The organism is Pseudomonas sp. ABFPK (genome assembly GCF_001586765.1).
Lineage (GTDB): Bacteria > Pseudomonadota > Gammaproteobacteria > Pseudomonadales > Pseudomonadaceae > Aquipseudomonas > Aquipseudomonas asiatica.
The window spans coordinates 21,970-40,681 of sequence record NZ_LQXW01000089.1 but is presented as its reverse complement, the minus strand read 5'-3'; the positions used below and the strand labels follow the sequence as shown (position 1 = coordinate 40,681).

22 protein-coding genes are annotated in these 18,712 nt (G+C 62.8%); 13 read left to right on the top strand and 9 right to left on the bottom strand.

Features of this window, described 5'->3' with window-relative positions; all coding sequences use genetic code 11:
* Positions 1-125 precede the first annotated feature (125 nt).
* Positions 126-986: a formylglycine-generating enzyme family protein gene (locus tag WM94_RS27895; protein ID WP_177342440.1), complete on the bottom strand. Its 861-nt coding sequence runs from the start codon at positions 984-986 to the stop codon at positions 126-128.
* Between the two features lie 134 nt (positions 987-1,120).
* Positions 1,121-2,011: an RHS repeat-associated core domain-containing protein gene (locus WM94_RS29990; protein ID WP_256207070.1), complete on the bottom strand. Its 891-nt coding sequence runs from the start codon at positions 2,009-2,011 to the stop codon at positions 1,121-1,123.
* A 376-nt stretch (positions 2,012-2,387) separates the two neighbouring features.
* On the opposite strand from WM94_RS29990, the gene WM94_RS30580 reads away from it, so the two are divergent.
* Together WM94_RS30580 and WM94_RS27890 are read left to right on the top strand one after the other, a co-directional pair.
* Positions 2,388-2,552 (top strand): hypothetical protein, encoded by a 165-nt coding sequence (locus tag WM94_RS30580; RefSeq protein ID WP_170304001.1) that lies wholly within the window; start codon positions 2,388-2,390, stop codon positions 2,550-2,552.
* A 116-nt stretch (positions 2,553-2,668) separates the two neighbouring features.
* Positions 2,669-3,550 (top strand): DMT family transporter, encoded by an 882-nt coding sequence (locus tag WM94_RS27890; protein ID WP_061552649.1) that lies wholly within the window; start codon positions 2,669-2,671, stop codon positions 3,548-3,550.
* Positions 3,551-3,553: 3 nt separating this feature from the next.
* On the opposite strand, the gene WM94_RS27885 is transcribed toward WM94_RS27890, so the two are convergent.
* The gene (locus WM94_RS27885) at positions 3,554-4,012 is read right to left on the bottom strand and encodes a DUF4265 domain-containing protein (protein ID WP_061552648.1); all 459 of its coding nucleotides are present in this window, start codon (positions 4,010-4,012) and stop codon (positions 3,554-3,556) included.
* Between the two features lie 13 nt (positions 4,013-4,025).
* Complete coding sequence (locus WM94_RS27880) at positions 4,026-4,901, bottom strand: DMT family transporter (RefSeq protein WP_015271321.1); 876 nt, start codon at positions 4,899-4,901, stop codon at positions 4,026-4,028.
* Positions 4,902-5,149: 248 nt separating this feature from the next.
* Here WM94_RS27880 and aceK point away from each other — a divergent pair, with 248 nt between their 5' ends.
* Positions 5,150-6,865 (top strand): bifunctional isocitrate dehydrogenase kinase/phosphatase, encoded by a 1,716-nt coding sequence (gene aceK, locus WM94_RS27875; RefSeq protein ID WP_061552647.1) that lies wholly within the window; start codon positions 5,150-5,152, stop codon positions 6,863-6,865.
* A gap of 124 nt (positions 6,866-6,989) precedes the next feature.
* Here the strand turns inward: aceK and WM94_RS27870 are convergent, their stop codons facing one another.
* Positions 6,990-7,850, bottom strand: a complete 861-nt coding sequence (locus WM94_RS27870; protein ID WP_013973729.1) for a DUF6279 family lipoprotein — start codon at positions 7,848-7,850, stop codon at positions 6,990-6,992.
* Between the two features lie 131 nt (positions 7,851-7,981).
* Here WM94_RS27870 and WM94_RS27865 point away from each other — a divergent pair, with 131 nt between their 5' ends.
* Positions 7,982-8,818, top strand: coding sequence for a S1 RNA-binding domain-containing protein (locus WM94_RS27865; protein WP_013973728.1), 837 nt, complete (start codon positions 7,982-7,984; stop codon positions 8,816-8,818).
* Here the strand turns inward: WM94_RS27865 and WM94_RS27860 are convergent, their stop codons facing one another.
* Positions 8,819-9,199: a hypothetical protein gene (locus tag WM94_RS27860; RefSeq protein ID WP_013973727.1), complete on the bottom strand. Its 381-nt coding sequence runs from the start codon at positions 9,197-9,199 to the stop codon at positions 8,819-8,821.
* Between the two features lie 187 nt (positions 9,200-9,386).
* Between WM94_RS27860 and WM94_RS27855 the strand changes: the two genes are divergently transcribed.
* The 3 genes from WM94_RS27855 (at position 9,387) to def (ending at position 11,280) form a co-directional block, all read left to right on the top strand.
* A complete protein-coding gene (locus WM94_RS27855) occupies positions 9,387-9,566 on the top strand; it encodes a CsbD family protein (RefSeq protein WP_015271319.1) in 180 nt (59 codons plus the stop codon).
* A 221-nt stretch (positions 9,567-9,787) separates the two neighbouring features.
* Positions 9,788-10,747: a YihY/virulence factor BrkB family protein gene (locus WM94_RS27850; protein WP_061552646.1), complete on the top strand. Its 960-nt coding sequence runs from the start codon at positions 9,788-9,790 to the stop codon at positions 10,745-10,747.
* Positions 10,744-11,280 (top strand): peptide deformylase, encoded by a 537-nt coding sequence (def, locus tag WM94_RS27845; protein WP_013973724.1) that lies wholly within the window; start codon positions 10,744-10,746, stop codon positions 11,278-11,280. The genes WM94_RS27850 and def overlap by 4 nt, the downstream gene beginning before the upstream one ends.
* Here def and WM94_RS27840 read toward each other — a convergent pair.
* Positions 11,235-11,603, bottom strand: a complete 369-nt coding sequence (locus WM94_RS27840) for a GNAT family N-acetyltransferase (protein ID WP_061552645.1) — start codon at positions 11,601-11,603, stop codon at positions 11,235-11,237. The genes def and WM94_RS27840 overlap by 46 nt on opposite strands.
* 354 nt (positions 11,604-11,957) lie before the next feature.
* Here WM94_RS27840 and WM94_RS27835 point away from each other — a divergent pair, with 354 nt between their 5' ends.
* The 5 genes from WM94_RS27835 to WM94_RS27815 all read left to right on the top strand — a co-directional run bounded on the left by WM94_RS27835 (position 11,958) and on the right by WM94_RS27815 (position 15,227).
* Complete coding sequence (locus WM94_RS27835) at positions 11,958-12,215, top strand: DUF2790 domain-containing protein (protein WP_004375752.1); 258 nt, start codon at positions 11,958-11,960, stop codon at positions 12,213-12,215.
* 452 nt (positions 12,216-12,667) lie between these two features.
* The gene (locus WM94_RS27830) at positions 12,668-13,093 is read left to right on the top strand and encodes a nuclear transport factor 2 family protein (RefSeq protein ID WP_061552644.1); all 426 of its coding nucleotides are present in this window, start codon (positions 12,668-12,670) and stop codon (positions 13,091-13,093) included.
* 44 nt (positions 13,094-13,137) lie between these two features.
* Positions 13,138-13,482, top strand: coding sequence for a YciI family protein (locus WM94_RS27825; protein ID WP_013973721.1), 345 nt, complete (start codon positions 13,138-13,140; stop codon positions 13,480-13,482).
* A gap of 21 nt (positions 13,483-13,503) precedes the next feature.
* A complete protein-coding gene (locus WM94_RS27820) occupies positions 13,504-13,989 on the top strand; it encodes an SRPBCC family protein (protein WP_013973720.1) in 486 nt (161 codons plus the stop codon).
* Positions 13,989-15,227 (top strand): RNA polymerase sigma factor, encoded by a 1,239-nt coding sequence (locus tag WM94_RS27815; protein ID WP_061552643.1) that lies wholly within the window; start codon positions 13,989-13,991, stop codon positions 15,225-15,227. The genes WM94_RS27820 and WM94_RS27815 overlap by 1 nt, the downstream gene beginning before the upstream one ends.
* Before the next feature lie 126 nt (positions 15,228-15,353).
* On the opposite strand, the gene WM94_RS27810 is transcribed toward WM94_RS27815, so the two are convergent.
* Positions 15,354-15,824 carry a MaoC family dehydratase gene (locus WM94_RS27810; protein ID WP_012273633.1) on the bottom strand — a complete coding sequence of 157 codons (471 nt, stop codon included), beginning with the start codon at positions 15,822-15,824 and terminating at the stop codon, positions 15,354-15,356.
* A 34-nt stretch (positions 15,825-15,858) separates the two neighbouring features.
* Positions 15,859-16,803: an alpha/beta hydrolase gene (locus WM94_RS27805; RefSeq protein ID WP_061552642.1), complete on the bottom strand. Its 945-nt coding sequence runs from the start codon at positions 16,801-16,803 to the stop codon at positions 15,859-15,861.
* Positions 16,804-17,022: 219 nt separating this feature from the next.
* Here WM94_RS27805 and fadD2 point away from each other — a divergent pair, with 219 nt between their 5' ends.
* Positions 17,023-18,711, top strand: coding sequence for a long-chain-fatty-acid--CoA ligase FadD2 (gene fadD2, locus WM94_RS27800; protein WP_061552641.1), 1,689 nt, complete (start codon positions 17,023-17,025; stop codon positions 18,709-18,711).
* The last annotated feature ends 1 nt before the right edge of the window (position 18,712 follow it).

The window sequence follows — 18,712 nt, the reverse complement described above, 5'->3', positions numbered from 1 at the left end:
CTATTGCGGTCTCGTTGGCAGAGGGATTTTTCTTTGTCAGCTATAGGACGCAGCACCTGCGAAAAACCGGAACGATTCTTATTGGCGATTTTTTTGGCCGGTGCTGCGTTAACCGCGTCACAACTTCACAGTTCGCGTGCTACGCGAAAGCCGAGGAAGTCACCGCGGGTGGTCTTGAGGCGGTCGTTGCGGTTGGCCGAGCGGGAGAAGATCGGCGGCTCGCCCCAGTCGTTGCCGCGCATGTGCGCGCGGATGCACTTTGGGTCCTGGATCCAGGCGCTGCCGTCGGTGGGGGCGCCTTCGTAGCTGTCGTGGTAGCAGTCGGCGACCCATTCGTAGACGTTGCCGTGCATGTCGTACATGCCGAAGGCATTGGGCGGGTAGCTGCCCACCGGGGCGGTGAAGGTATGCCCGTCCTTGGGGCCATAGGTGTTGGCGTGCTTGCTGATCTCGTACTTGCCAGGTTCGTCGAAGGGGAAGGGGAACGGGCCGCTGGAGCCAGCACGGGCGGCATATTCGCGTTCGGCTTCGCTGACCATGCGGTACGGCTTGCCGGTGGTTTTCGCCAGCCATCGGGTGTAGGCCTGCACCTCCTCGTAGTCGATACACACCGCCGGCTGGCGGGGGCCTTGCTTGTAGCTGGGCTTGCTGGCTTCGCACCAGCGGCCGGGGCGGTCGTCGCCGCTCTTGATGACGGTGCCGGTGGCCTTGATGTAGGCGTCCAGTTCGCCGGCGGTGACTTGGTAGCGGCTCATGGCGAAGGGCTTGGCGAAAGTCACGGTGTGCAGCGGGCCCTCGTCGGGCTGGCGGCCGACTTCATCGTCGGGGGCCCCCATTACGTAGCTGCCGGCGGGCAGCACGACCATTTCGGGGCAGTCCTTGCAATCCTTGAACACGTCGCCGGGCTTGGCGGCATGGGCGTAGGCGCTGACCAGCAGCAGGCAGGTGATCTGGGCTGGCCGGTAGAGCCAGGCGGATACGTTCATCGGTGGTCCTCGAAACGGGTGAATGCGGGCTGCGTTACGCATTCAGACGAGCCGGGGCGGTGAAAAATTAACCAACAGCCATGTTGTCCCTTAGACGCAATTTCCTTCCCTTCTTAGGACAGATCCTGACTACGTTAACCAGGATATAAAACTTTCATGTCATCTTCGAAGTAGCTGGCAGGCATTCCGGCTCGTAAGCCAGCGGATCGCCTTTGAAGGATATTTAGGGTTTCTGCAGGGGGTTGAAGGCGTAGTTCGACAGCCATGACTGTGTTCTCGTCAGCGGGATTCAAACCCAACAAAGGCTTTGCATTCGCCTGTCCGGTCTTCATGAACATTTTAACTAATGAGGCTGCTGTGTCAGCAGATTGGGCCACTTGGTTTGCACGGGTTTCGAAGGCTGGCATATAGGCCATTTCGTGGTCTGGCAAGTGGTCGAGTATTTTTTTTATAGGAGGGTAAGCGCCCTTTAATTGCTTGAAAATTATTTTCCTGGTTTCGTGCTGAGTATATAGCCTCTTCAGTAGCTCGCGTTGCGAAAGTTGCCTGAGATTGGTGTTGTTATATCGGTTTTTGAAAATTTTTCCGTGGGTACGGCCTGTAGGGTCTGACGAATTGATTGGGTCGTTGCCACAATAGGCATAACTATTGATGCCGCCTTTCAAAAAGGGGCTCATCGAGTCAGGTGACAGGAATCGCATTAATAGCGGGGCGTACGCCCGATGGCCATTACCCAAAGGGTATGTATTAGTGTCTGTATCCAAAAATTCGCCTGTGAATGCTAATGTTGCTCGGCAAATAGCGGAATGGAAACAATGGCCGTAGGGTGAGTAGATTTGCTTGGAACTAGTATGTTTTCCTGTTAGGGAAAGAACTGAGGCTTGCACGTCTTGTGTCAAAAGCAACGCTTGTTGAAAGGCGTTTATTTCCGCAAGAGCAAAATTGCTGATTCGCTTGATGCGGCGTGGGGTTTGATCAAGAATCAGGCTTAACCTGTCGTTCTCGTAGAAATGAATGGTGTGCACGTGGGAGTCCGTCGGTGGTATGCATGGGACTTTATTCGATGATGTAAGTTTGTAAACTGGTAGAATTGTCAGTTGCATTTTTTTGTTTTCGAGGACGTGCATTGCCCTGGCAGGTTACTCTAATTGTCTGCTTCGCAAGCAAGCACGGTCTCATACAACTGCACATAACTGATTGGCTCAGCAGGGCCTCTGTGGGAGCGGGCACGCCCGCTCACAGGATTCTGCACAGCACTTAAATCATGGCAGACCTGACGGAATGACTGTCGCGCCGCTCTTGCGCAAAAAGTCGCGCTCACTAAGGCAGCTGACATTGGTTGCCAGCTGCCTGGCACCGGGCTATAGTCCAGCCCACTGCATTCTTCCCGAAGACCTGTTCATGCCAGCCAGCCCATCCACCACAAGCTTTGCCATCGCGCCAGTCGCGGGCATGGTCGTGCGTGGCTGCCAGCAGCCGGCGATGATCAGTCACTATCCACCACCACCTGTCAGTGGCGTCGTAGGCGGCGTAGCTCCGCCTCCTTGCGTGGTCGTGCTGGGCTGATCGGCTTCTGGCCGCATCCCTTCGCACACGCAACCTACTGAACACGGTCGGCGACTTCCCACGCTGAAGCGCACGCCGTCCGTCTGGCTTATTCGCCTTGAATCAGGTGGCAATACATGTCTGTCTTTAGCAAAGCATCCGTGGCCTCGGCGGCCACTACAAGCCTGTTCGTCCTGCTGTGGAGCAGCGGGGCGATCGTCTCCAAGCTCGGCCTGGCGCATGCCAGCCCGTTTGCCTTCCTGCTGTTGCGCTCGGCGCTGGCCCTGGCCGGGCTGCTGTTGATCGGCCCGTTGCTGGGGCTGCGCTGGCCGCGCAGTCGCGGGGCCATCCTGCGGGCTCTGGGCACTGGCTGTGTGCTGCTCGGCGCTTACCAGATCTTCTACCTGCTGGCGCTCGATACCCATGTCACCCCCGGCATCATGGCCACGGTGATGGGGGTACAACCGATCCTGACCGTGGTGCTGATGGAGCGCCAGCGCTCCTGGAGCCGCTTGTTCGGCCTCGGGTTGGGGCTTGGCGGGTTGATCATGGTGGTCTACCAAGGCATCAACCTGGGCGGGGTATCGCTGGCGGGGATGTTGTTCGCCTTGCTGGCGCTGGGCAGCATGACCTTCGGCTCGATCCTGCAGAAGCGCATCACCGACAACCCCATGGGCACGCTGCCGCTGCAGTACCTGGCCGGCTTTGCCATGTGCGCGCTGTTCGCGCCGCTGCAGCCGCTGCATGTGGAGTGGACTGGCGGTTTCGTCGGCGCGCTGCTGTGGATGGGGCTGGTGGTCTCGCTGCTGGCGACCCTGCTGCTTTACCGGCTGATCGCCAAGGGTAACCTGGTCAATGTCACCAGCCTGTTCTACCTGGTGCCGGCAGTGACCGCGGTGATGGACCTGCTGATCTTCGGCAACCGCCTGGCGCCGCTCAGCCTGCTGGGCATGGGGCTGATCGTGGTGGGCTTGCTGTTCGTGTTCCGCAAGCCCGCCGCGCGCCTGGCCGATGCATAGGCCCTAGCGGAACTCTTCGGGGATGGCGTGGCGCAGTACGCCTTCCTCGAAGTCCAGCAGGCCGGCTTCGCGCTGGGTGAGCAGGTAGTAGAGCAAGGTGTCGAGCGAGCGCTGCGGCGGGACCTCGACCGCCAGCATCTTCACCGCCTGCTCGGTTTCGCAGTTGCAGCCGAAGTCGTGCAAGGCCGCGTGTACCTGGTCCAGGGTTTCCGGGGGCTTGACGATCACCCGGAACACCGAGCTGCCGCTGCTGCGGCGCAGTTCGGCGAACCAGGTTTCGCCGGCTTCCTCACGGGTGCCGATCACGTCGCCCGGGGCGATGCCGTAGACATGGAAGGGAATGTTGTCGACGGCATAGCCGCCTTCCACGGCCTTGGCCCACAGGCCCTCGACCGAGGCGGGCGGGTAGCCGTTTTCGTCCTGCTCCAGGCGGAACAGGACCTTCTTGTACGCGTCGTTCATCGTGTACCCCGCTTCAGCTGCGGGCCGGACGCAGCACCAGCCACAATGCCACGCCAATCAGCAGACCACCGTACAGGTGCGCCATCGACAGCGGCTCGTCCAGCAGCCATGCCCCCCACAATACGCCGAATACCGGGATCAGGAAGGTCACGGTACTGGCCTTGACCGGGCCGATCTCCTCCAGCAGGCGGAAGTACAGGATGTAGGCGAACGCTGTGCACAACAGGCCCAGGCCCAGCAGCGACAGCCACACCTGCCAGCCGCCCCAGCTGGCGGGTGGCTGGCTCAGCGCGCTCCAGGCGAACAGCGGGCTCAGCATCAGGGTGGCGCCGAGCATGCTGCCCAGTGCCGACAGGCGGCTGTCCAGGCCGCTGACCCAGCGGCGGGCGAGGAAGCCGGCAAAGCCGTAGCAGGTGGTGGCCGCCAGGCAGGCGAGGGCGCCTTGCAGCAGGGCCAGGTCCAGGGCCACCGGGCCGGCACCGCTGAGGATGCCGACGCCGAACAGGCCGAGGAAGATGCCGCAGAGCTTGGCCAGGGTCATCGGTTCGCGGAAGAACAGCACGCCGACCAGCACACCCATCAGCGGCGTGGTGGCGTTGAAGATTGCCGAGTAGCCGGCAGGCAGTACCTGGGCGGCCACGGAGTAGAACGTCGCGGGGATACCGGAGTTGATCATGCCCAGCACCAGGCAGGCCCCGAGCTTGCCCTGGAAGTCCCAGCGCACGCGGGCGGCAGCGAGCAGTGCCACCAGGCCCAGGCAAGCGATGGACACGCGGAAGAACGCCGTCGGCACCGTGCCCAGTTCGGGGGCGATGATGCGCATGAACAGAAAGCTCGCCCCCCAGACGGCGGCAAGGGTCAGCAGGCGGGCTAGGGCGATGGGGCTCACAACGGTCTCCGGAGGCAGGGCAGGGGCGCGAGTGTACGCCAGGGGGGCTGGGGATTCTTGTGCTTTCTTGCGGTGTAAACCTGTGCCGGCCTCTTCGCGGGTAAACCCGCTCCCACAGGATTACCACAGGGTCGAGCAGTGCACAGAACCTGTGGGAGCGGGTTTACCCGCGAAGAGGCCGGTACAGGCGCCGTATTCCGGACAGGCAGACTAAGCTCTGTATCTCACCCCTGCACCGAGGTCCTCGCATGCCCCAGCCCTGGCCCGCTGTCGAAATCGCCCGGACGATCCTTGCCGGCTTCGACGACTACCGCGACCACTTCCAGCGCATCACCCTCGGTGCCCGCCAGCGCTTCGAGCAGGCGCGCTGGCAGGATATCCAGCGTGCCGCCGCCGCCCGTATCAATCTCTATGAAGAGAAGGTCGCCGAGGTCAACGGCTGGCTGCGCCAGAGCTTTGCCGAGGACGTGCTGCTGGATGTGGAACAATGGCCTCTGGTGAAGAACGCCTATATCCACCTGATCGACCCAAGGCTGGACGACGAGCTGTCCGAGACCTGGTACAACTCGCTGTTCTGCAGCCTGTTCAGCCACGACCTGATCAGCGACGGCTGCATGTTCATCCACACCACCCGACCGTCCATGCGCAGCCGTGAGCGCGCCGCGCAAACCCGTACCTATCGGCCTGACGGTGGGCTCAAGGGCCTGCTGCGGGCGGTGTTCAGCGATTACCCGTTCGATGTGCCGTACGGCGACCTGGAGGGCGACCTGGTGCGCCTGGAGGAACAGCTGCGCGACTGCCTGCCGGACTGGGTGTGCAAGGATCCGACCTTGGCGTTGGAGCTGTTTGTGCCGGTGCTTTACCGCAACAAGGGCGCATACCTGGTCGGCCGTCTGTTCAACAGCGATGAGCAATGGCCGCTGGTAATCCCGCTGCTGCACCGCGAAGGGCACGGTATCGAGGCCGATGCGCTGATCACCGACGAGGCCGAGGTGTCGATCATCTTTTCCTTCACCCGCTCGTACTTCATGGTCGATGTGCCGGTGCCGGCGGAGTTCGTCAACTTCCTCAAACGCATCTTGCCGGGCAAGCACATTGCCGAGCTGTATACCTCCATCGGTTTCTACAAGCATGGCAAGTCGGAGTTCTACCGGGCGCTGATCAACCACCTGGCCAGCAGCGACGACCGCTTCGTCATGGCGCCCGGGGTGCGCGGCATGGTCATGAGCGTGTTCACCCTGCCGGGCTTCAACACCGTGTTCAAGATCATCAAGGACCGTTTTTCACCGTCGAAGACGGTCGACCGTGCCACGGTGATAGACAAGTACCGGCTGGTGAAAAGCGTCGACCGCGTCGGGCGCATGGCCGATACCCAGGAGTTCGCCGATTTTCGCTTCCCGCGCAGCAAGTTCGAGCCGGAATGCCTGGCCGAACTGCTGGAGGTGGCGCCTTCGACCGTGGCGCTGGAGGGTGACACGGTGCTGATCCGCCACTGCTGGACCGAGCGGCGCATGACGCCGCTGAACCTGTACCTGGAACACGCCAGCGAGGGCCAGGTGCTGGAGGCCCTGGAGGATTACGGCCTGGCCATCAAGCAGTTGGCGGCGGCGAATATCTTCCCTGGCGACATGCTGCTGAAGAACTTTGGCGTAACCCGCCATGGCCGGGTGGTGTTCTATGACTATGACGAGATCAGCTTCCTGACCGAGGTGAACTTCCGCCATATCCCGCCGCCGCGTTACCCGGAGGACGAGATGTCGGGCGAGCCGTGGTACTCGATCGGGCCGCATGACGTGTTCCCCGAGGAGTTTCCGCCGTTCCTGTTTGCCGATATCGGCCAGCGGCGCTTGTTCAGCCGCCTGCATGGGGAGTTGTACGACGCGGATTACTGGAAGGGGCTGCAGGCGGCGATTCGTGACGGGAAGGTGATTGATGTGTTTCCGTATCGGCGCAAGGGGCGGTGACTGTGCTTTAACAGGCCTGGCCCCTTCGCGGGTAAACCCGCTCCCACAGGTACGGCACAGGATTCGAAACCAGTGAGGTCCCTGTGGGGTTTACCCGCGAAGAGGCCGGGCCTGCTTTTCCCAATTACCCCTTCAAACACTTCAATTCACTGAAATCGGTGCGCACCTTGCCCAACCGTTCCTGCAGGTACCGCCGCTGCTGCGGGGTACTCTGGTGCACCAGGTCCACCAGCAAGCTGCGCGCCTGCTGCTCGGTATTCTGATACGCCGCCCGGTACTCCGGCGTCCACAAACTCTCCTTGCGCTGCAACAGCGTTGCCAGGCGCGGCTCGAAGCTGGCGTCGTTGCGCTGGTTCATCGCCAGCAGCAATTGCTGCTGCCAGTGCGCGCGGTTGGCGATCCATTCGCGGTTCTGGTCGCCCAGCGCCTGGGACCAGGCCTGCACGCGCTGCTTCTGTACCGCGGTCAGCTCGCCAAACCACGGCGTCAGGCGTTTCTCCATGCGTTCGGTACGGCGGGCTATCTGCTTGTCCAGCGGCGTATCCACATACTTCTTCTGCCGTTCGCTGATGTCCTCGCGGAACGCCTCGCGCATCTCCGCCACCTGGGCATCGCTCATGCCGCGCAGCAGCTCGGTGGCCGAAGGGGTGATTTCCTCGGCTACCCGGCCAATCGCCTCGCGGGCTTCGCGGGTACGCTGCTGCAGGGATTGGTCGGTCACCTGGTCGTCGGCGACCATGCCGCGTACCCGGTCCAGCCAGTCGAGGTAACCAGGCAGCTGGGTCTTGCAATGCCAGGCCAGGTGCTCCCGCAGGCGGTCGTCAAGCATGGCCTTCTGCTCGCTGTTCATGGCCAGGTAGTCGCCCAGCGACCATGGCACCAGGCGGTCGAGGTTGCGGTAGGCCAGGTCGATACGGCTGCAGGCGGCCAGGGCCAGGGCGCAGCCGATGGCGACGAGCAGGGCTTTGGACAGGCGTAGCGGCATGGGCTGCTCCTTGCGGGTGCTTGCCCGTCGGTAGACGCAAGAGGGACGCTGACGGTTCCACTGCATCAGCGGTCGGGCGGCGCGCTGGCTTCAGGTGTAGAATAGCCGCCTTGTCTTGAGGAACATCGGAAATGGCTCTGCTTGGGCGTTACAACAGTTTGCAAATCGTGAAACACGTGGACTTCGGCCTGTACCTGGACGGCGGCGCCGACGGCGAGATCCTGCTGCCCGGGCGCTACATCCCGAAAAACGCCGAAACCGAAGTGGATGACTGGCTGAACGTGTTCATCTATCTGGACAGCGAAGACCAGTTGATCGCCACCACCGAGAAGCCCAAGGTGCAGGTTGGCGAGTTCGCCAGCCTCAAGGTCAAGGATATCAACGGTGCCGGCATCTTCCTCGACTGGGGCCTGTCCAAGGACCTGCTGATGCCGTACTCGGAAGAGGCGCGGCCGCTGAAAATCGGCGACTACTGCGTGGTGCACGTGTACCTCGACAAGCGCACCCGCCGCATCACCGCCACCTCGCGCCTGGACCGCTACCTGGACCGTACCCCGGCGGACTACCAGGTGGGTCAGCCGGTCGAGCTGCTGGTGGCCGGCGAGACACCGATGGGCTTCAAGGCGATCATCAACAACCGCCACTGGGGCCTGATCCACAAGAACGAGGTGTTCAAGTTCCTGCGATCGGGCATGCACGAGAAGGGCTTCATCAAGGAAGTGCGCGCGGACGGCAAGATCGCCTTGAGCCTGCAACCGGTGGGTGCTGCCCTGGCCGACAGCCTGCAGGAGCAGATCATGGCGCGCCTGGAGGCCGAAGGCGGGGTGCTGGGGGTGTGCGACAAGAGCGACCCGGCGCTGATCAGCAAGCTGTTCAACGTAAGCAAGGGCAACTTCAAGAAGGCCATTGGCGGGTTGTTCAAGCAGGGCCGCATCGTCATCCATGACGATCGCATCGAAAAGGCCTGATCAGGCCTGCACGAAGGTACGGAAGTCCAGCTGCTCGCCACCCGGGCGGGTGTCGCGCAGCAGCGAGTCGCGGTCGGCGCTGAGGGCCAGGCTGATGGTCGAGCGGCGCTTGCCGGGGTTGCGCACTTCCATCTGCTCCTGGTGAGCGCGCAGGAAGTTGGTCGGCACCTTCAGGTGCTGCAGCTCGTCGCTTTCCGGGGTGTGCAGCAGCAGGTTGACCCAGTCGGGCTGGCCCTTGCGCAGCAGCGCCACCGGCACCTCGAACCACCACAGGTTGCGCTTGCGGTCGAGGATGGCGAACAGGGTGTTGCTGCTGGTCAGCACCGGGCGGGCCAGTGCTTCGTTACGCCGGGCGATGGCGGCGGGTTTGTCGAGTTTCATGCAGGTTCCTGCGGGTTGACGCTATGAAGGCCTGCATTGTGAGGGGTGGCGGGTAGCGGGGGCAAGGTTTGCCAACCGCCTTGCCGCTCGGTTCGAAGGCGAAAAAACTGTTGGAACGCTTGGCGAAGGCGTCGGGTCCACCGACTGTCGGCACGGTCCACGTGCCCCCAATTGCAGGAGTTTTGCCATGAGCGGTACCAAAGACAAAGCGAAAGGCCTGGCCAACGAAGCGATCGGCAACGTCAAGCAGGGTGTCGGCAAAGTTACCGACAACGAGCGGCTGCGGGCCGAGGGTGAAGCGCAGGAGCTCAAGGGCGAGGGGCAACAGATAAAGGGCAACGTGAAGGACGCGGTGAAAAAGCCTTGATGTGAGTGGCCTGTCCCGGCCTTTTCGCGGGCATGCCCGTTCCCACAGGTACTGAACAGATTTCAAGCACTGTGCGGTACCTGTGGGAGCGGGCGTGCCCGCGAATAGGCCGCTACTGGCGTAAGCAAATTCTTGCAGCATGGCCGGGATCAGCACAGCAGCGGCATGGTCTATTAGACTTACCCGTGGTACTCACGAATCAAGCGGCGAAAGGAGACGCTATGATTTTCCCCGACCTGCGCGGCCTGCCCCTGCACCGCGTGCTGGTACGCACCGTCAAGGAATTCCTCGACGACGAGATGTCGACCTACGCTTCCGCACTGGCCTACCAGATGCTGTTCTCGTTGTTCCCGTTCCTGCTGTTCCTGATCGCCCTGATCGGTTTCCTGCACCTGCCGGACTTCTTCTCCTGGCTGCGCCTGCAATCGGAACTGGTGCTGCCACCCCAGGCGCTGGAGCAGGTGAACCCGGTGATCGACCAGTTGCAGCAGTCCAAGGGCGGGCTGTTGTCGGTGGGTATCGTGATTGCCTTGTGGACCGCATCGGCCGGTGTGCGCCTGATGATGAGCGCGATGAACGCCGCCTACGATGTGCCCGAGGGCCGCCCGGTGTGGAAGCGCATTCCGTTGTCGATCATCTATACCGTGGGCATTGCCGGCATGTTGCTGGTGGCAGCGGCGCTGATGGTGCTGGGGCCGCAGGTGATGGAGTGGATTGCCGCCCAGGTCGGCATGCAGGAGGTGATCGTCACGGTGTGGACCATCCTGCGCTGGCCGGCGATCATCATCCTGATGATGGTGGCGGTGGCGCTGATCTACTACGTGATGCCCGATGTCAAGCAGCAGTTCCGCTTCATCACCCCGGGTTCGGTGCTGGCGGTGGTGGTGTGGATCTTGGCATCGCTGGGCTTTGCCTACTACGTGAAGACTTTTGCCGACTACAACGCGATGTACGGCAGTATCGGTGCAATCATCGTGCTATTGCTGTATTTCTATATCTCCGCCGCCGTTTTGCTGCTGGGCGCGGAGATGAACGCAGTGATCGAGCACATGTCGAGCGAGGGCAAGAACCCTGGCGAGAAGGACGTCGATGAGCACAAACCCCGCGAAACCATTACCGTGCTGGGCCATGAGCACCCCGTTCCGAGCGAGCACCCATCTTCAGAGCCGAACCCCCGATGATCCGTGACATTCTCAAGATGGGCGACGAACGCCTGCTGCGCATCGCCCCGCCAGTGCCCGAGCACATGCTCGGCAGCGCCGAACTGCAGCAACTGATCGACGACATGTTCGAAACCATGCGCCATGTGGGCGGTGTGGGCCTGGCCGCGCCACAGATCGGTATCGACCTGCAGCTGGTGATCTTCGGCTTCGAGCGCAGCGAGCGTTACCCGGATGCCGAACCGGTGCCGCAGACTATCCTGCTCAACCCGGTCATCACGCCCACATCCAGCGAGATCGAGGACGGTTGGGAAGGCTGCCTGTCGGTGCCCGGCCTGCGCGGCGTGGTGCCGCGTTTCAAGCACATCTGCTATGAAGGCATCGACCCCCAGGGCAACCCGATCAACCGTTTTGCCGACGGCTTCCATGCGCGGGTGGTGCAGCATGAATGCGACCACCTGATCGGCCGGCTTTACCCGTCACGCATCCAGGACTTTTCCCGGTTCGGCTACACCGAGGTGCTGTTCCCCGGGCTCGACGCCAGCGACGACTGACCCCGTTGCAGTGCCACCAGGCGTTTGCTGCGCTGGTAGCGCTGCAGGCGGCCAGCCAGGGTTTCCGGCAGCTGCTGGGCGATGTCGAAGCCCAAGCGCTGGTAGAAGGGCGCAAGGTCCGGGTGGCAGAACAGCCAGGTGGGCCCGCCAGCCTGCGCCAGCGCCGCCTCGACCAACCGCCCGGCCACCCCTTGGCTGCGCCGCTGCGGGTCGACGAATAACCCGGTCAGCCAGAAGCCTTCGCCGACCGGGCTCAGGCTCAGGCCCGCGATGATGCCGGGACCCCGCGCCACCCATAGCTCAGCGTCGCCCGCAGCACGCATGCGTGAGCCGTGCTGGCGGTAAAAGTGGTCCAGCAGCCGGCGTTCCGGGGCCGAAAGTTTCGAACAGTACAAATTTTCAGAAATTGCGCGCCCTGCCCTGAAAGGTGGCCAGAGGCTCTGGCCCGATGTTTTGCGGTGAACTTGTCGCAGATTGTTGCATATCTGGCAAGGGTGAATGTCCGAGTTCGGGGTTCAACTATTCCAGGCCGGGAGTAGACTTTTAGCCATCCCCACTGGCAGTACGAAGCGGGATCGGTACTTCGTGCCATCTTCACCGTAGATGGCAACTTCTCCGCGCCGGGCACGGCAATAGAAGTCAATCGATCAGCTTGAATGCTCAAAAGGCAAACTCACATGAAACCATTACTGATTCTTGCATTGGTCGGTATGTCCTCGTTCGCCCTCGCCGATGAGGCCAGACCCGTCTCCAGCGAGCCCGTCGCCCAGCAGTACGACTACTCCATGAACCTGGACATCAAGCGGGTGATCAACCTGTCGACCATCCCCAACGTCTGCGAAGTGGTACCTGCGACCATGACCTACGAAGACCATCAGGGCCAGGTGCACACCATCCAGTACCGTGCCATGGGTGAGGGGTGCCAGCAGGGTTGAGCCCGCCAAGGGCCTGCCACAGCATTTTCAGCGCCTGTGAGACCGAGCGCCGCCCGCGCGGCGCTTCGCAGCACAAGGCTGCTCCTACATCTGTTTCTGGCCAGTAACGCCTGTGCCAGAGCACGCGAACTCCTTGTTTGTCCGACACGATATCGAGATGGACGCCAAGGGACCGCGCGCCTTTGCCTCAGGATTAATTGGCCCGAAACAAATGTAGGAGCAGCCTTGTGCTGCGAAGCGCCGCGCGGGCGGCGCTCGGTCTCACAGGCGCCACATCACCCAAGGCATGCACCTTGTCGCCCCTATGCAATTGCGCGATATGCATCTCAAACCACAATCAACCCGGAATAATTTCCTCGACCTGTCGATTCCTCCGTCCCCCGTTCGACCATAGGTGAGAGCACGTTGCCCCCCCGTGCCCAATCACCCATGACCTGTCGGAGGAACCCCCGATGAGCACCGCAGCCGAAACCGAGATCCGCCTATTGATCGAGCGCTGGATGCAGGCCGTGCGCGATCGCGACATCCCCAACATCATCGCTCCCTATGCCGACGACATCGTCGCCTTCGATGCCATCCAGGCCCTGCAGTTCAAGGGCAAGGCAACCTACCAGGCGCACTGGGAAATGTGCATGGGCATGTGCCCCGGCCCCATGGTTTTCGAATACGCCGAATTCACCGTGCATGCCGCTGGCGACCTGGCCCTGGCCCACTGGCTTAACCGCTGTGGCCCCGCGGACAACGAAAGCCAGTGCGGCTTCATGCGCGCCACCGTGGGCTATCGTCGTCAAGGTGGTCAGTGGCGGGTAATCCACGAACACTGGTCGGCGCCATTCGACATGGAAACCCAGAAAGCCCTGTTCGATCTCAAGCCCTGAGCCGTTATCGCCAATCGCACTTTGCCAATGCCCTGGAGGCGACCATGAAATACCTGTGTCTGGTCTATTGTGACGAGGGGCTGTTGCACAGCCTGCCCGACAGCCCGGAAGACGCCGAATGCATGGCGTATGCCGAATCCATCCAAGGCTCCGGGCGAATGCTGGCGGCCGAGGCGCTGAAGCCGGTGCAGACCGCCACCACAGTGCGCATGCGCAACGGGCACATGAGCCTGACCGACGGCCCGTTCGCCGAGACCAAGGAGCAGTTGGCGGGCTTCTACCTGGTGGAAGCCCGTGACCTGAACGAGGCGCTGAACATCGCCAAGGGCATCCCCGCCGCACGGGTCGGCAGTGTCGAGGTGCGGCCGGTGCGCGAACTGCAACCCTGACAGCAATGGAGACTTCCCAGCATGAGCCTGGCACACCCCGCGCAAGTGCAACACGAGTTGTCCATCAGTCGCCTGATCGACGCACCGCCGTCCAAGGTGTTCCGCGCCTGGACCGACCCTCAGTGGCTGATGCAATGGTGGGGGCCGCACGGCATGACCACCCCGGAATGTGAGATGCAGTTGTGGATCGGTGGCCTGTTCCGCACCGTTATGCGGGCGCCGGATGGCAGCGATTACCCGAACCAGGGCGTATTCCTGGAGATTGCTGCGCCGCGACGGCTGGTGTTCACCGATGCCTTCGGCCCAGGCTGGGTGCCTTCGGACAAGGCGTTCATGACTGCCGTGATCAGCTTTGACGAGGAGCAAGGCAAAACCCGCTACACCGCCCGCGCCTGGCACTGGAATGCCGCCGACTGCCGCGCCCATGAGGAAATGGGCTTCCACCAGGGCTGGGGAGAAAGCCTGGACCGCCTGGTGGAGGTGGTGACCCAGCGGATGCCCGACTGATGACGGCACTGGCGCAGGTGCGCGCCGAGGTCGAGGCGGTCTACCGGAGCGAGTCACGGCGCATCCTGGCGACGCTGATCCGCCTGCTGGGTGATTTCGACCTGGCCGAGGAGGCCATGCACGATGCCTTCTTCATCGCCGTCGAACGCTGGCAGCGCGACGGTATCCCCGATAACCCGCGGGCGTGGCTGGTGTCCACCGGCCGCTTCAAGGCCATCGATGCGCTGCGCCGGCGCGCCCGGTTCGACCGTTCCCAGGCGGACCTGAGCATGCTGCTCGACGGCCAGGCGCAGGACCCCAGCGAAGAAGAGCTGCTGGCCGACGACCGCTTGCGGCTGATCTTCACCTGCTGCCACCCGGCCTTGTCCGCCGATGCCCAGGTGCCGCTGACCCTGCGTGAAGTCTGCGACCTGACCACCGAGCAGATCGCCCGTGCTTTCCTGCAGAGCCCGGCCACCATCGCCCAGCGTATCGTGCGCGCCAAGGCCAAGATCCGCGATGCCGGCATCCCTTACCAGGTGCCGGAACTGAACGAACTGCCCGAGCGCCTGGAGAGTGTGCTGCGGGTGATCTACCTGGTGTTCAACGAGGGCTATTCGGCGTCGTCGGGCGAGGCGCTGTTGCAGCAGGAACTGAGCGATGAAGCCATACGCCTGGCGCGGCTGCTGGTGCAGTTGCTGCCCGACCCGGAGGCGGTCGGCCTGCTGGCCCTGATGTTGCTGCAGGCGTCCCGGCAGCGCGCGCGTACCGATGGCCGGGGCAACCTGGTATTGCTCGAGCAGCAGGACCGTAGCCTGTGGGACCGGCAACGCATTGCCGAAGGCTGCGAACTGGTGCGCCAGGCCCTGCAAAGCCGGGCGTTCGGTGCCTATACCGTGCAGGCGGCGATTGCGGCGGTGCATGCCGAAGCGGTTACGGCCGAAGCGACCGACTGGGCGGAGATCGTCGGGCTGTATGACGTGCTGCAGCGGCATTGGCCGTCAGCAGTGGTAGAACTGAACAGGGCCGTGGCGCTGGCGAAGCGGGATGGGCCGGAGGTTGGGCTGCGGGAAGTCGAAGGGATTCTGGCGAGGGGAGATTTGCTGGACTATCACCTGGCGCATGCGACGCGGGGTGAGCTGCATTACCAGCTGGGGCATATGGAAGAGGCCCGGGCGGCCTGGCGGCAGGCGCTGGCGTTGACCCGGCAGGAGCCGGAGCGCAGGCATATCGAGCGGCGGTTGCAGGCTATTGAATGATGTTGGCTGCGCCGGCCTCTTCGCGGGTAAACCCGCTCCCACAGGATTGCGTCACGGCTTGATGCTGTGAGGTCCATGTGGGAGCGGGTTTACCCGCGAAAGGGCCGGTACTGCCTGCATCAATCTTCAGCTAGCCACAAAATTCGGCGGCGACACCAGCTCGACGGTCTGCTGCTTGCGCGGTGCCAGGATCTCGGCCTCGCCCTGAACCACCAGCTCATCGTTCTGGTTGTAGACATTGGTGGCGATACGTACCTTGAACTTGGGCAGCTTCTCCAGGATTTCCAGGCGCACGGTCAGGGTATCGCCAATTTTCACCGGCTTCTGGAAGCTCATCTGCTGGCCCAGGTAGATGGTGCCAGGGCCAGGCAGGGTGCAGGCCACTGCAGCACTGATCAGCGCGCCGCTGAACATGCCGTGGGCAATGCGCTCGCGGAACATGCTCTTGGCAGCGAACTCGGCGTCCAGGTGTACAGGGTTGTGGTCACCGGACATCGCGGCGAACAACTGGATGTCGCGTTCTTCGACCGACTTTTTGTACTCGGCCTTCTGGCCGACTTCGAGGGCTTCGTAAGGCGTGTTGGTGACCTGGGACATCGGGGCTTCCTTAAGGGGTAGGCGAGGGCGGCTATCATTCACTGCGCACAGGGCGGCCAAGAGCCAGCGCCTGTTCAAGCCAGCCAAGGATATCGCTGGTGACCTCGTCACGGTTGGTTTCGTTGAGTACTTCGTGCCGCGCCTCAGGGTAGACGCGCAGCTGTACATGTCGATTGCCGGTCGCGCGCAGGGCGTCGGCCAGATGGGTGAGACGCTTGCCGGCACTGACCGGATCACATTCACCACCTATCACCAGCAGCGGCAGGTTAGGATCGATCTGCGCGAGGTTACTCGGCTGGCTGATCTGCGCCAAGCCTTGCAGCAGGTCGAGCCACAACTGGTTGCTGCAGCGAAAGCCGCAGAGCGGGTCGTTGACATACAGGTCGACCTGCGCCGGGTCGCGGCTGAGCCAGTCGTACGCCGTGCGGTTGGGCTTGAAAGCCTTGTTGAACGAGCCGAACGACAACCACTCTATGAGCGCGCTCTTTCCCAGCGGCCCTTGGCGCCAGGCCTCCAGCCGGGCAATCAGGCGCGCCACACGGTAGAGCGCTGCCGGTTGGTAGTTGGAACCACTAAGGATCGCCCCGTGCAGGCTGCCACTGTGGTGCAGCAGGTAGGCCTGGGCGATGTAGCTGCCCATGCTGTGGCCGAACAGGAACAGCGGCGTGCACGGGAATTGCTGACCAATGTGCTGGGCCAGCAGCCCGATGTCGTTGACCACGGCATTCCAGCCATGATGGCGGGCGAACAGGCCGAGGCTGCCCAGCTCGGCCGTGCGTCCATGGCCGCGCTGGTCGGGGGCGAACAGGGCGAAGCCGGCCTCGCTCAAGGCATGGCCCAGGTGCTGGTAGCGCCCGGCGTGCTCGGCCATGCCATGGGCCAGCAGCACCACGGCTTTTACCGGTGTGGCCGGCAACCATTGGTGCACATACAGGCTGCAGTGCTCGCTGGCGGGTAGCCAGAAGGCGTCGTGAGGCATGGCGGGTCCTTGTGCGCACAGGTACCCGAACAGTGTATGCACAACCGACCGGATTGCAGGAAGGGCACAAATAAGATTCACAATGTTAATGGCAGCACTTGGCGTATATGCCACCTTGGGCTTACCTGCTAACGTCGGATCAACGCCTTTTCGCTTTCGGGCGGGCAGGTGAAAGGATTACAGGACTCACAGCAGGTCCAGGCAGAGGAACAATAATAAATGCAAGCCGACTTCTGGAATGACAAGCGCCCGGCGGGCGTGCCTTCCACCATCGACATCAATGCCTACACCTCGGTCGTCGAGGTGTTCGAGCGCTCCTGCAAACGCTTCGCCGACCGCCCGGCCTTCAGCAATTTGGGCGTGACCCTGACCTACGCGGACCTGGAACGCCATTCGGCGGCCTTCGCCGCCTGGCTGCAGCAGCACACCGACCTCAAGCCGGGCGACCGCATCGCGGTGCAGATGCCCAATGTGCTGCAATACCCCATCGCTGTGTTCGGTGCCCTGCGCGCTGGCCTGATCGTGGTCAACACCAACCCGCTGTACACCGAGCGCGAGATGCGCCACCAGTTCAAGGACAGCGGCGCGCGTGCGCTGGTGTACCTGAGCATGTTCGGCAAGCGCGTGCAGGAGGTGTTGCCCGATACCGGCATCGAGTACCTGATCGAGGCGAGGATGGGCGACCTGCTACCCACCGCCAAGGGCTGGCTGGTCAACACCGTGGTCGACAAGGTCAAGAAGATGGTGCCGGCCTACCAGCTGCCCCAGGCTGTGTCGTTCAAGCAGGTGCTGCGCCAGGGCCGCGAGCTGTCGCACAAGCCGGTGCCGCTCAGCCTGGACGACACTGCCGTGCTGCAATACACCGGTGGCACCACCGGCCTGGCCAAGGGCGCCATGCTCACCCACGGCAACCTGGTGGCCAACATGCTGCAGGTGCTGGCCTGCTTCTCGCAGCACGGGCCGGACGGGCAGAAGCTGATCAAGGACGGCCAGGAGGTGATGATCGCGCCGCTGCCGCTTTACCACATCTATGCCTTTACCGCGAATTGCATGTGCATGATGGTCACCGGCAACCACAACGTGCTGATCACCAACCCGCGTGATATTTCCGGCTTCATCAAGGAGCTGGGCAAATGGCGTTTCTCCGCCTTGCTGGGCCTGAACACGCTGTTCGTCGCACTGATGGACCACCCGGGCTTCCGCCAGCTCGACTTTTCGGCGCTGAAGGTCACCAACTCCGGCGGCACCGCACTGGTGAAGGCCACCGCCGAGCGCTGGGAGGCGCTTACCGGTTGCCGCATCGTCGAAGGCTACGGCCTGACCGAAACCTCGCCGGTGGCCAGCACCAACCCCTATGGCCAGCTGGCGCGTCTGGGTACGGTGGGCATCCCGGTGGCGGGCACCGCCTTCAAGGTGATCGACGATGACGGCAACGAGCTGCCGCTGGGCGAGCGGGGCGAGCTGTGCATCAAGGGCCCGCAGGTGATGAAAGGCTACTGGCAGCAGCCCGAGGCCACGGCCCAGGCCCTGGATGCGGAGGGCTGGTTCAAGACCGGCGACATCGCGGTGATCGACCCGGACGGGTTCACCCGCATCGTCGACCGCAAGAAGGACATGATCATCGTCTCAGGTTTCAACGTGTACCCCAACGAGATCGAGGATGTGGTGATGGGCCATCCCAAGGTCGCCAACTGCGCGGCCATCGGCGTACCGGACGAGCGCTCCGGCGAGGCGGTGAAGCTGTTCGTTGTGCCGCGCGAGGGCGGGCTGAGCGTGGATGAGCTGAAGGCCTACTGCAAGGCCAACTTCACCGGCTACAAGGTGCCCAAGCACATCGTGCTGCGCGAGTCGTTGCCGATGACGCCGGTGGGCAAGATCCTGCGGCGGGAGCTGCGGGACATAGCTTGAT

Coding starts and splice junctions, on each gene's coding strand:
- WM94_RS27895 (WP_177342440.1), bottom strand. CDS start 986: ATGAACGTATCCGCCTGGCTCTACCGGCCAGCCCAGATCACCTGCCTG.
- WM94_RS30580 (WP_170304001.1), top strand. CDS start 2,388: ATGCCAGCCAGCCCATCCACCACAAGCTTTGCCATCGCGCCAGTCGCG.
- WM94_RS27890 (WP_061552649.1), top strand. CDS start 2,669: ATGTCTGTCTTTAGCAAAGCATCCGTGGCCTCGGCGGCCACTACAAGC.
- WM94_RS27885 (WP_061552648.1), bottom strand. CDS start 4,012: ATGAACGACGCGTACAAGAAGGTCCTGTTCCGCCTGGAGCAGGACGAA.
- aceK (WP_061552647.1), top strand. CDS start 5,150: ATGCCCCAGCCCTGGCCCGCTGTCGAAATCGCCCGGACGATCCTTGCC.
- WM94_RS27870 (WP_013973729.1), bottom strand. CDS start 7,850: ATGCCGCTACGCCTGTCCAAAGCCCTGCTCGTCGCCATCGGCTGCGCC.
- WM94_RS27865 (WP_013973728.1), top strand. CDS start 7,982: ATGGCTCTGCTTGGGCGTTACAACAGTTTGCAAATCGTGAAACACGTG.
- WM94_RS27860 (WP_013973727.1), bottom strand. CDS start 9,199: ATGAAACTCGACAAACCCGCCGCCATCGCCCGGCGTAACGAAGCACTG.
- WM94_RS27855 (WP_015271319.1), top strand. CDS start 9,387: ATGAGCGGTACCAAAGACAAAGCGAAAGGCCTGGCCAACGAAGCGATC.
- WM94_RS27850 (WP_061552646.1), top strand. CDS start 9,788: ATGATTTTCCCCGACCTGCGCGGCCTGCCCCTGCACCGCGTGCTGGTA.
- def (WP_013973724.1), top strand. CDS start 10,744: ATGATCCGTGACATTCTCAAGATGGGCGACGAACGCCTGCTGCGCATC.
- WM94_RS27840 (WP_061552645.1), bottom strand. CDS start 11,603: ATGCGTGCTGCGGGCGACGCTGAGCTATGGGTGGCGCGGGGTCCCGGC.
- WM94_RS27835 (WP_004375752.1), top strand. CDS start 11,958: ATGAAACCATTACTGATTCTTGCATTGGTCGGTATGTCCTCGTTCGCC.
- WM94_RS27830 (WP_061552644.1), top strand. CDS start 12,668: ATGAGCACCGCAGCCGAAACCGAGATCCGCCTATTGATCGAGCGCTGG.
- WM94_RS27825 (WP_013973721.1), top strand. CDS start 13,138: ATGAAATACCTGTGTCTGGTCTATTGTGACGAGGGGCTGTTGCACAGC.
- WM94_RS27820 (WP_013973720.1), top strand. CDS start 13,504: ATGAGCCTGGCACACCCCGCGCAAGTGCAACACGAGTTGTCCATCAGT.
- WM94_RS27815 (WP_061552643.1), top strand. CDS start 13,989: ATGACGGCACTGGCGCAGGTGCGCGCCGAGGTCGAGGCGGTCTACCGG.
- WM94_RS27810 (WP_012273633.1), bottom strand. CDS start 15,824: ATGTCCCAGGTCACCAACACGCCTTACGAAGCCCTCGAAGTCGGCCAG.
- WM94_RS27805 (WP_061552642.1), bottom strand. CDS start 16,803: ATGCCTCACGACGCCTTCTGGCTACCCGCCAGCGAGCACTGCAGCCTG.
- fadD2 (WP_061552641.1), top strand. CDS start 17,023: ATGCAAGCCGACTTCTGGAATGACAAGCGCCCGGCGGGCGTGCCTTCC.